We start from the raw sequence: 9769 nt of genomic DNA, 5'->3' as shown, positions 1-9769 counted from the left end.
CCGCCCGTGGTCCTCGACGAACGCGGCCACCACGTCGGTGCCCCGCTCCCGGCGCCGGTGCCCCTCTTCCAGCATCTTGTATGTCTTGCCGACCCCGGGGGCGGCACCCAGGTACACGCGCAACCGGCCTCGCACCACCGGCACCTCCCTTCGGACCCCGACTCACCCCGCGAACGGATACCGCTGATCCAACTCCATGTTGAGCCCGAGCACGTCGACGGTCGGTTCGCCGAGGAACCCGAGCGCCCGGCCCGTCGTGTGGTCGGCGATCATCGCCCGCACCGTGACCGGGTCGATCCCCCGGACCCGGGCCACCCGGTCCGCCTGCAGGTCCGCGTAGGCCGGGCTGATGTCCGGGTCCAGCCCGGAGCCGCTGGCGGTCACCGCGTCGGCCGGCACCGCCGGGGGGCCGGCATCGCCGCGGATCGGGGTGATCACCCCGCCGGAGTAGTCGGCACCCGGGGTCGCGCACTCGACGGCGACGCCGGCGTACCGGCCGGTGAACGGGGTGGCCGGGCACGGCTGGTTCACGCTGACCACCCGGGTCACCGGCCCGGTGGACCCGCCGTCGTGGAACACCGCGAGCACCGCCCCGACGCCGTCGGCCGTGCAGTAGGGCCGGCCGCCGTCCACCCCGTCGAGCTCGCCGGCGGCGTGGCTGCGCGCGCAGACCTGGGTGAGCAGGGACGGCTCCGGGCCGTCCGACGAACCGGCCGCCGGCCCGTCCACCAGGCTCTCCGGACCCAGGTTGGACGCGCCGGAGGCGGTCGGGTCGTACCCGCCGGCCGACGGCCGGGACTGGAAGTACTGGATCAGGGCGGCTCCATCGGCACCGGTGAACGACTGGCCGATCAGGGCGCTGCCGACCACCGCCCCGCCCGAGGAGACCAGGGAGCCGTTCGCCTTGTCCCGCAGGCCGGGCAACTGCGCGACGGCCAGCACGACCAGCGGGTAGGCCAGGCCGAGCAGCACCGTGAACACCAGCAGCGCCCGCAGCGCGGCCAGGTGATGGGACAACCAGGTGGGCAGGCGCATCAGGACATCCCGGGGATGAGGGAGACGAGCAGATCGATGAGCTTGATGCCGACGAACGGAACGACGATCCCGCCGAGCCCGTAGACCAGCAGGTTCCGGCGCAGCAGGGCCGAGGCGCTGCCCGGGGTGTACCGGACGCCGCGCAGGGCCAGCGGGATGAGCACCACGATGATGACGGCGTTGAAGATGACCGCGGACAGGATCGCCGAGGTCGGGCTGGCCAGCCGCATCACGTTGAGCGCGTCCAGGCTCGGGTACACCGCGGCGAACATGGCCGGGATGATGGCGAAGTACTTGGCGATGTCGTTGGCGATGGAGAAGGTGGTCAGCGCCCCGCGGGTGATCAGCAACTGCTTGCCGATCTCGACGATCTCGATCAGCTTGGTCGGATCGGAGTCGAGGTCGACCATGTTGCCGGCCTCCTTGGCCGCCGACGTGCCCGAGTTCATCGCCACGCCGACGTCGGCCTGGGCCAGGGCCGGGGCGTCGTTGGTGCCGTCGCCGGTCATGGCGACCAGCCGGCCGCCCGCCTGCTCCTGCTTGATCAGCGCCATCTTGTCCTCGGGCGTCGCCTCGGCCAGGAAGTCGTCGACCCCCGCCTCCTGGGCGATGCTCCGGGCCGTGAGCGGGTTGTCGCCGGTGATCATCACGGTCCGGATGCCCATCCGGCGCATCTGGTCGAACCGCTCGCGCATGCCGGACTTGACCACGTCCTTGAGGTGGACGACGCCCAGGGCCCGGGCCGGCTCGCCGGGCACCAGCTCGGCGACCACCAGCGGGGTGCCGCCGCCCGCACTGATCCCGTCGACGAGGGTGCCGACGGTGGTGGTGACGGAGCCGGCGGTGGCGGCGCCCGGGGCACCGGGCGCCGGGGGGCCGTTGTGGTCCCGGACCCAGGCCATCACCGCGGCGGCCGCGCCCTTGCGGACCTGTCGCACGCCCCCGGCGACCGGAAGGTCGACGCCCGACATCCGGGTCTGGGCGGTGAACGGCACCCACGTGGCGCCGACCAGCTCGCCCGGGTGGCGCTCGCGCAGCCCGTGGGCGGACTTGGCCAGCACGACGATCGAGCGGCCTTCCGGGGTCTCGTCGGCCAGGCTCGACAGCTGCGCCGCATCGGCCAGTTCCGCCGCCGACACCCCCGGCACCGGCACGAACTCGCTCGCCTGCCGGTTGCCCAGGGTGATGGTGCCGGTCTTGTCCAGCAGCAGGGTGTTGACGTCGCCCGCCGCCTCGACGGCCCGGCCGGACATGGCCAGCACGTTGCGCTGCACCAGCCGGTCCATCCCGGCGATGCCGATCGCCGACAGCAGCGCCCCGATGGTGGTGGGGATCAGGCAGACCAGCAGCGCCACCAGCACGATCCCGGACAACCCGTCCGGCCCGACGACCACCGAGCCGGCTCCCGCCGGAGGCGGATTCTGCCCGGCCGAGTAGATCGCCATCGGCTGCAGGGTGGCCACGGCGAGCAGGAAGACGATGGTCAGCGAGGCCAGCAGGATGTTCAACGCGATCTCGTTGGGCGTCTTCTGCCGGTTGGCCCCCTCGACCAGACCGATCATGCGGTCCAGGAAGCTCTCGCCCGGCCGCTGGGTGATCCGGACCACGATCCGGTCCGAAAGCACCTTGGTACCGCCGGTGACCGCCGAGCGGTCGCCGCCGGACTCCCGGATCACCGGGGCGGACTCGCCGGTGATCGCCGACTCGTCCACGCTGGCAATACCTTCGACGACATCGCCGTCACCCGGGATGATCTCGCCGGCCTCGACCACGACGACGTCGTCGACGGTCAGCTCGGTCGCCGGCACGTCCAGTTCGGCCGCCGCCGTCGACCCCGGCGTCCAGCCGGTCAGCCGGCGGGCCACCGTGTCCTGCTTGGCCCGGCGCAGGGAGTCGGCCTGGGCCTTGCCCCGGCCCTCGGCGACGGCCTCGGCCAGGTTGGCGAACAGCACGGTCAACCACAGCCAGACGGTGATCGACCAGGCGAAGACCGACGGCTGGGCGACCGCCAGCACCGTGGTGCCGACCGACCCGATCTCCACGATGAACATCACCGGATTGCGCCAGAGTGTCGCCGGGTTCAACTTGCGCAGGGCGTCGGGCAGGGACCGGCCGAGCTGCCGCGGGTCGAGCAGCCCGCCTGCGGTCCGGCGCGGGCCGGCCGGGACCGTCCCGCCGGCCGGATCGAGGGAGGACGGCCCGCCCGCCGCGGGCGTCGTCATGGAGGTGGTCATGGTCTCGTCTCCTACAGACCCTCGGCCAGCGGGCCGAGGGCGAGCGCGGGCAGGTAGGTGAGGGCGACCAGGACCACGGTGACGCCGACCAGCATGCCCACGAACAGGGGTTGATAGGTCTTGAGGGTGCCCGCCGACGCGGGCGTGGGCTGCTGGGCGGCCAGGGATCCGGCCAACCCGAGCACCAGGATGATCGGCACGAACCGGCCGAGCAGCATGGCCACGCCGAGCGCGGTGTTCCACCACGGGGTGTTCACGGACAGGCCCGCGAAGGCCGAGCCGTTGTTGTTGCCGGCCGAGGTGAACGCGTAGAGGATCTCGGACAGCCCGTGCGGTCCGGTGTTCAGGGCCGCGTCCTGGCGGCCGGTGGCGAAGGCCGCCGCCGTCCCGACCAGCACCACGATCGGGGTGACCAGGAAGTACAGCGCAGCGAACTTCATCTCGCGGGCGCCGATCTTCTTGCCCAAGTACTCCGGGGTGCGGCCGACCATCAGGCCGGCGATGAACACGGTGACCACCGCCAGCACCAGCATCCCGTACAGGCCGGATCCGGTTCCGCCGGGCGCGACCTCGCCGAGCATCATGTTGAGCATCGTCACGCCGCCGCCCAGGGCGGTGTAGGAATCGTGGAACGAGTTGACCGCACCGGTCGAGGTGAGCGTGGTGGCCGCCGCGAACGTCGCCGATTGCGAGACGCCGAAGCGGGTTTCGACCCCCTCGGTGGCGGCGCCGACGGCCTGCGGGACCGTCCCGCCGTGCGCGAGTTGCAGGGCGTTCAGCGCGATCACGCTGCCGACGGCCAGCACGCCCATGACCGCGACGATCGCGTAGCCCTGCCGGTCGTCGCCGACCATCCGGCCGAAGGTGCGTGGCAGCGCGAACGGGATCACCAGCAGCAGGAACACTTCCAGCCAGTTGGTCCACCCGGTCGGGTTCTCGAACGGGTGCGCGCTGTTGGCGTTGTAGAACCCGCCGCCGTTGGTGCCCAGCTCCTTGATCGACTCCTGGCTGGCCACCAGCCCGCCGGTCAGGTGCTGGTTGCTGCCGGCCAGGGTCGTCAGATCCGTTCCGGCGGAGAGGTTCTGCACGACGCCGCCGGCGATCAGCGCGACCGCCCCGACCAGCGCGACCGGCAGCAGCACCCGGAGCACGATACGGACCAGGTCGACCCAGAAGTTGCCCAGCCGGTCGGTGGACCGGCGGGCGAACCCGCGGACCAGCGCGGCGGCGACCGCGATGCCGACCGCGGCCGACACGAAGTTCTGCACGGCCAGGCCGGCCGCCTGCACCAGGTAGCCCATCGTCGTCTCACCCGAGTAGGACTGCCAGTTGGTGTTGGTGACGAAGCTGACCGCCGTGTTCCACGCCTGGTCGGGCGCGACGGCGGGGAGGCCGAGCGACAGGAACAGGCGGTCCTGCAGGCGTTGCAGGGCGTACAGCAGCAGCACGGACACCGCGGAGAAGGCCAGCACGCTGCGGGCGTACACCCCCCAGGTCTGCTCGCCGGCGGCGTCCACGCCGACCAGCCGGTAGATCCCGCGTTCGACCCGCGAGTGGCGGGTCGGGGTCAGCACCCGGCTCAGGTAGTCGCCGGCCGGCCGGTAGGCCACGGCCAGCGCGAGGATCAGGGACGCGATGAACAGCACGCCCGCGGTGATCGTGCCCATCTCAGAACCGCTCCGGGAAGACCAGGGCGACCACCAGGTAGCCGACCAGCGCCACGGCCAGGACGGCGCCGATCACGTCGACCAGGGCCGTCACAGCCGTTCCACCCCCCGGACGAGCAGGCCGAGCACGGCGAACGCCGCCACGGTGGCGAGCACGAAGATCAGATCGGACACGAGCACTCCGCAAGGGACAGGCGCGGCCGGGGATCGGCCGCCGGAGCCATGGAAGACCCGGATCGGCCGGCAGGGAGCCATTTTCACGAAATCTCTACGCCCGGCGAGCCGGTTTTCACGTTTTCGCGACGGCGCCCGCGGGCGGCCGAGGGTTGGATCGACGGTGTGGACAACCGGAAAGATCACCCGGCCCGGCGCGGCGGGTTGCTCGCCGCGTCCGTCGCCGTCCCGCTGCTGGCCTGCTGGCTGCTGTCGCTGATCGGGGACGCGCTGGCCACCACCACCGCGGTGCTGGTCCTGGTGCTGCTGGTGGTCGCGGCGGCGGCCACCGGCGACCGGCTGGCCGGCATCGCCGCCGCGCTGGCCGCGACCGCGGGGTTCGACTTCTTCCTCACCGCCCCGGTGCACGCGTTCACGATCACCGATCCCGATGACGTGGAGACCGCGGTCCTGCTGCTGCTGGTCGGGGCGGCGGTCGGTGAGATCGCGCTCTGGGGGCGCCGTCAGCAGGCCGCGGCCAGCCGCGAGCAGGGCTATCTGGACGGTCTGCTCTCCACCGCCGGCGCGGTGGCCGCGGGCGCGGCCTCGGGCGGTGCGGTGGTCGAGCTCGTCCGCACCCAGCTCGGCGCGCTCCTGCAGGTGGACGAGGTGAGATTCGACCCGGCCACCCGGCTCGGCCTGCCCGCTCTCGACGACGACGGCACCCTGATCCGGGGCGGCCGGCCGGTGGACGTGGCCCGCCGGGGGCTGCCCACCGACACGGCGGTGGCCCTGCCCGTCCGGTGCGGCGGCGCCGTCTACGGCCACTTCCGGATCACCGCCGCAACCCGGGTGGTCCGGCCCGGCCGGAACCAGCTGCGGGTCGCCGCCATGCTGGCCGACCAGGCCGGCACGGCCCTGGCCGCCGAGGCGCGCACCCGCTGACCGATCCCGCGGACGCAGATCGGCCCGGGACGCGTCGGAGCGTCCCGGGCCGGGGCCGTACCGCTGGTCAGGGGGCCGGGATCACCCGACGGCCGGACCGAAGTACCACTGCTGGTTCCAGTTGCCGTTGTAGTACCACTGATCGATGGCCGCGCCGGCCGTGGTGCTGGCTCCCGCGACGTCGGCGAACAGCCCGGTGGATCGGTTCTGCACGGTCCTCGTCTGCCCGGTCAGACTCTGCCCCGGGTAGACGCCCAGGTACCACTGCTGACTCGGGTTCCCGGTGCACGGCACCTGGATGAGCTGGTGTCCGGCAACAAAATCAGGTGCGGCCAGGCACTTGCCGCTGTTGCGGTTGACCAGTTCGGCGTACCCGCCGTCGGTGGGCAGGACGTACCACTGCTGGTTGTGCCCGCCGTTCCAGGTCCACTGCAGCAGGGGCGCCCCGTCGGCGGTGCTGCCGTTGGACACGTCCCACAGCAGCGGCGCCGAGTACCAGGGGTGCGACGACGGCGAGTAGGCGCCCGAGTTGAACACGCCGGCCAGGGCGTCCAGGGTGCCGGAGCCGGCCGACCCGATGGAGGTCATCAGGTTGTAGATCGCGGCCTGCCCGTCACCGAAGGCGTTGGTCAGCGCGGCCTGGATCGTCTGGGCCGGCACGCCGATCTGCTGGAAGGCCACGGCGACCTGGCGGTCGGTGTCGCCGAACACCGTGTGCAGGGTGCCGGCGACGCTGGTCGCCGTGTTCCCCAGACCCAGCAGCACGGAGGCGATCCGGGCGTCGGCGTCGCCGTAGAACCGGACGAGCAGGGTGGTGATCTGGGTCTGCTGGTAGCCCAGCTGGGACAGCGTGGACGCCACCTGGCTGTCCGCGGCGCCGAGCACGGACTTCACCGAGGAGATCGCGCTGTCGACGCTGAAACCGGTGGTCAGCAGGACGCGCATGACCTTGTCGTAGCCGTCGCCGTAGGCGGACTGCAGCGCGCCGGCGATCTGAGACGGTGTGGCCCGCAGGGTGTTCAGCGCGGCGGCCGCCTGCGCGTCCGTCCAGCCGTAGGCGTTCTTGAACGCCTGCGCGACCTGGCCGGCGCTCCCCTGCAATTGCTGCCAGAGCGCACCGCTGGTGGTGGAGTAACTGAAGGGCACCGATCCCAGGTTCTGTCCGGCGACGGTCACCGACGCGTTGCCGGAGGCGGCGAACGAGGCGCCGCTGCCGTTCACCGACACCGACCCGGCCAGGTCCGCGCCGGCCTGCAGGTACTGCGGCAGCCCGCCGGCGATGTGCAGGGAGACGGCCGCGTTGGCCATCGAGGCGGAGGCACCCTCGTCGATGCCGGCGAGGAACGAGATGCCGGTGTACTTGTCGGTGAAGCCGCCGTGGAAGCTGAAGTCCGCCTGCGGGTTCGCCGGGTTCGCCGACAGGTTGATCTTCAGGTCCGTGTTGTTCAGGGTGACCGGTCCCACCGCGAAGTTCCCGACGGTGGCGTCGGCGGTCAGGGTGGGATAGGGCAGGACGGCGACGTTGCCGTCCACGTGCACCGGAACTCCGGCGATGGTGCTGTCGAAGACCAGCGTCGACCCCGGGTTGATGGCGTTCCCCGTGGCGTCGTTCCCGCCCAGCGGGGCGAACAGCAGCTGCGCCGTGCTGACCTGGACCGAATCCGGCAGGGAGGCCGGGATCGCATTGCCGGCGACCGACTTGACGATGGTGAACGGCTTGAGCGCGATGCCGTTCGGGTTCTGCGCGGTCTTCTGGCCGACGATCGAGACGCCCAGGACGGGGTTGTTCACGTCGAAGACGAGGTTCAGCGACGACGTCGCGCCGGCCTGGATGCCGATGGCGTCGTTCCAGACCTTCGGCAACTGGAGGTTGTCGACCTTGAAGGCCAGGGTGGGCACCGGGAGGCCGGCGGTCGTCGGGCTGATCTCGACGCCGATCCGGCCGGCGACCTCGCCGACCGACAGGCCCTTGATGCCGAACGCGTCGGTCCAGGGTCCGCCCAGGCCGGTGATGTCGAACTGGATGGCGACCGACACCGAGCCGTCGGTGCTGACGCCGAGGCTGCCGCCGAGCGTCACCTCGACCTGCGACGCCTGGCCGTCCGGGTAGAGCTTCGGAATCGTCACGAAGGCCGAGCCGGACACGGTCAGCGTGCCACTGGCGGCACCCAGCTGGAAGCCCAGCGTCAGGTCGTTGACGTAGGCCGATGCGCCGCCCGGGGTGTTCTGCTTGAACAGTTTGGCGCCCTGGTCGGCGGCGCCGAACTGCAGATGGGCACTGGCGGCGAAGCCGTTGGTGGACAGGGTGGCCCGGACCGCGATGGTCGTCGGGGTGGGCAGCTGCAGGTTGTTCAGCGCCGCGCTGACCGCGCCGGTGGGCTGGTAGTTCAGCAGCAGCGTGATCCCGGCCGGCAGGGTGAACGGGTCGCCGGAGGCGCCGACGGTGGTCGGGTCGAAGGCGGTGATCTGCTTGCTGGCCAGCACCAGGGTGCCGTTGCTGCCGGTGGTGCCGACTCCGAGCGCCCCCAGGTCGACCCCGGCCGATGCGGTGAAGCTGCCGTCGTCGGCGAAGTTCAGGGTGACCGGGACGTGCACCGTGTGCGCGCTGTCCGGGGTGACCGTCAGGGTCGCCTTTGCGGTCACCGCGACCGTGGCCCGGGCGGTGCCGACACCGGTGCCGGTGATCGAGACGGACGGGTTGTCGATCGAGAAGCCGCCGGTGTGGGGCAGCGCGATGGTGGGCGAGTTCGCGGTGATCTGGAAGGATTTCGCGGCCGGGACCACGCAGGCCTGCGCGGTGCCGCTGATGCCGGCGGCGGCGTCGGCCAGGCCGCCCTGGACGTCGAACCAGATCTGCCCGGGATCGGCGGCGGGACAAGCCAAGCCGCTCGGCACGGCGGCGTTGGAGACCTCGACGTGGGTGAGCGACAGGGTCGCGCCGCCGGTCGTCCAGCTCCCGGTGTCGTCGCCGGCGACGTCGAAGGTGATCGCGCCGGCGGTGTCGGTGATCGACCCGGTGAACGCCGGGCTGATGGTCAGGCCGTCGATCGGGCTGAATGCCTGGGTGTCGGCAGTGTTGGCAGTGTTGTCAACGGTCAGCGACCAGTTCTGGCCGTCCTTGACGGTGCCGCTGACCGCGACGGTGAAGGCGGTCGCGCCGGAGCCGAGGACCGCGGTGCCGTTGATGCTCAGGCCGGTGCCGGTGGCCAGGGTGATGGTGCTGCCGCCCTTGACGGTGAGCACCCCGTCGGCCACGACCGCGTCGGCGCTCAGCGTTCCGGTCAGCGAGGCGGCCAGCGTGCCGCCGGTGGAGGACAGTGACCCGGACACCTCGACGGTGGTGCCCAGCACCGAGATCCCGGTGACGTCGACGGTCGCGGTCAGGTCGGTGCCGGACAGGTCCGTGGTGTCGGCGTGGGCGACGGTGACGGTCAGCGACCCGCCGAGTCCGTTGGTGGCGGCCACGTTCGCGGTCAGGGTCAAGGTCTTGGTGGACTCGTCGATGGTCATGGTGGCGCCGGTGAAAGACACGGTCTGACCGGCGACGGGCAACTGGAACGGAATGGCGGGCGCCCCGACAGTGACCGTGAGCACCGATCCGGTGAGGGTGCCGGTGACGGTCCCGGAACCGACGTCCAACTGCAGGCCGGCCAGCAGGCTGCGCGCCGCGGACGACAGCGTGAAGGTGGTGGCCGGTGTCGTGGCGGCGGTCGTCGTCGTCGCGGCGGGCGACAC

General features: G+C 71.8%; 6 protein-coding genes and 1 pseudogene. 1 reads left to right on the top strand and 6 read right to left on the bottom strand.

From position 1 onward, the window contains the following. The 5 genes and pseudogenes from ACOJUF_RS25485 to kdpF form a co-directional block, all read right to left on the bottom strand. Nucleotides 1–138, bottom strand: a pseudogene (locus ACOJUF_RS25485) (sensor histidine kinase KdpD); the annotation flags it as partial. Nucleotides 139–162: 24 nt separating this feature from the next. Then, the gene (locus ACOJUF_RS25480; protein WP_420124603.1) at nt 163–1035 is read right to left on the bottom strand and encodes a potassium-transporting ATPase subunit C; all 873 of its coding nucleotides are present in this window, start codon (nt 1033–1035) and stop codon (nt 163–165) included. Then, nucleotides 1035–3257: a potassium-transporting ATPase subunit KdpB gene (gene kdpB, locus ACOJUF_RS25475; RefSeq protein WP_420124604.1), complete on the bottom strand. Its 2223-nt coding sequence runs from the start codon at nt 3255–3257 to the stop codon at nt 1035–1037. Before kdpB ends, ACOJUF_RS25480 begins: the two co-directional genes overlap by 1 nt. A gap of 23 nt (nt 3258–3280) precedes the next feature. Then, entirely contained in the window at nt 3281–4936 is a 1656-nt protein-coding gene (kdpA, locus tag ACOJUF_RS25470; protein ID WP_420124602.1) for a potassium-transporting ATPase subunit KdpA, read from the bottom strand. Nucleotide 4937: 1 nt separating this feature from the next. Continuing rightward, nucleotides 4938–5030, bottom strand: coding sequence for a K(+)-transporting ATPase subunit F (kdpF, locus tag ACOJUF_RS25465; RefSeq protein ID WP_420124601.1), 93 nt, complete (start codon nt 5028–5030; stop codon nt 4938–4940). A 245-nt stretch (nt 5031–5275) separates the two neighbouring features. On the opposite strand from kdpF, the gene ACOJUF_RS25460 reads away from it, so the two are divergent. Further along, complete coding sequence (locus ACOJUF_RS25460) at nt 5276–6034, top strand: DUF4118 domain-containing protein (RefSeq protein ID WP_420124600.1); 759 nt, start codon at nt 5276–5278, stop codon at nt 6032–6034. Nucleotides 6035–6115: 81 nt separating this feature from the next. On the opposite strand, the gene ACOJUF_RS25455 is transcribed toward ACOJUF_RS25460, so the two are convergent. After that, on the bottom strand, nt 6116–9769 hold a 3654-nt coding region (locus tag ACOJUF_RS25455; protein WP_420124599.1), incomplete at its 5' end, for an RICIN domain-containing protein.

The sequence above is a fragment of the Nakamurella sp. genome (assembly GCF_048594475.1).
Classification (GTDB): Bacteria; Actinomycetota; Actinomycetes; order Mycobacteriales; family Nakamurellaceae; genus Nakamurella.
The sequence above is the reverse complement of the archived record's forward strand: the minus strand, read 5'-3'. Positions and strand labels throughout refer to the sequence as shown.

Coding starts and splice junctions, on each gene's coding strand:
- ACOJUF_RS25480 (WP_420124603.1), bottom strand. CDS start 1,035: ATGCGCCTGCCCACCTGGTTGTCCCATCACCTGGCCGCGCTGCGGGCG.
- kdpB (WP_420124604.1), bottom strand. CDS start 3,257: ATGACGACGCCCGCGGCGGGCGGGCCGTCCTCCCTCGATCCGGCCGGC.
- kdpA (WP_420124602.1), bottom strand. CDS start 4,936: ATGGGCACGATCACCGCGGGCGTGCTGTTCATCGCGTCCCTGATCCTC.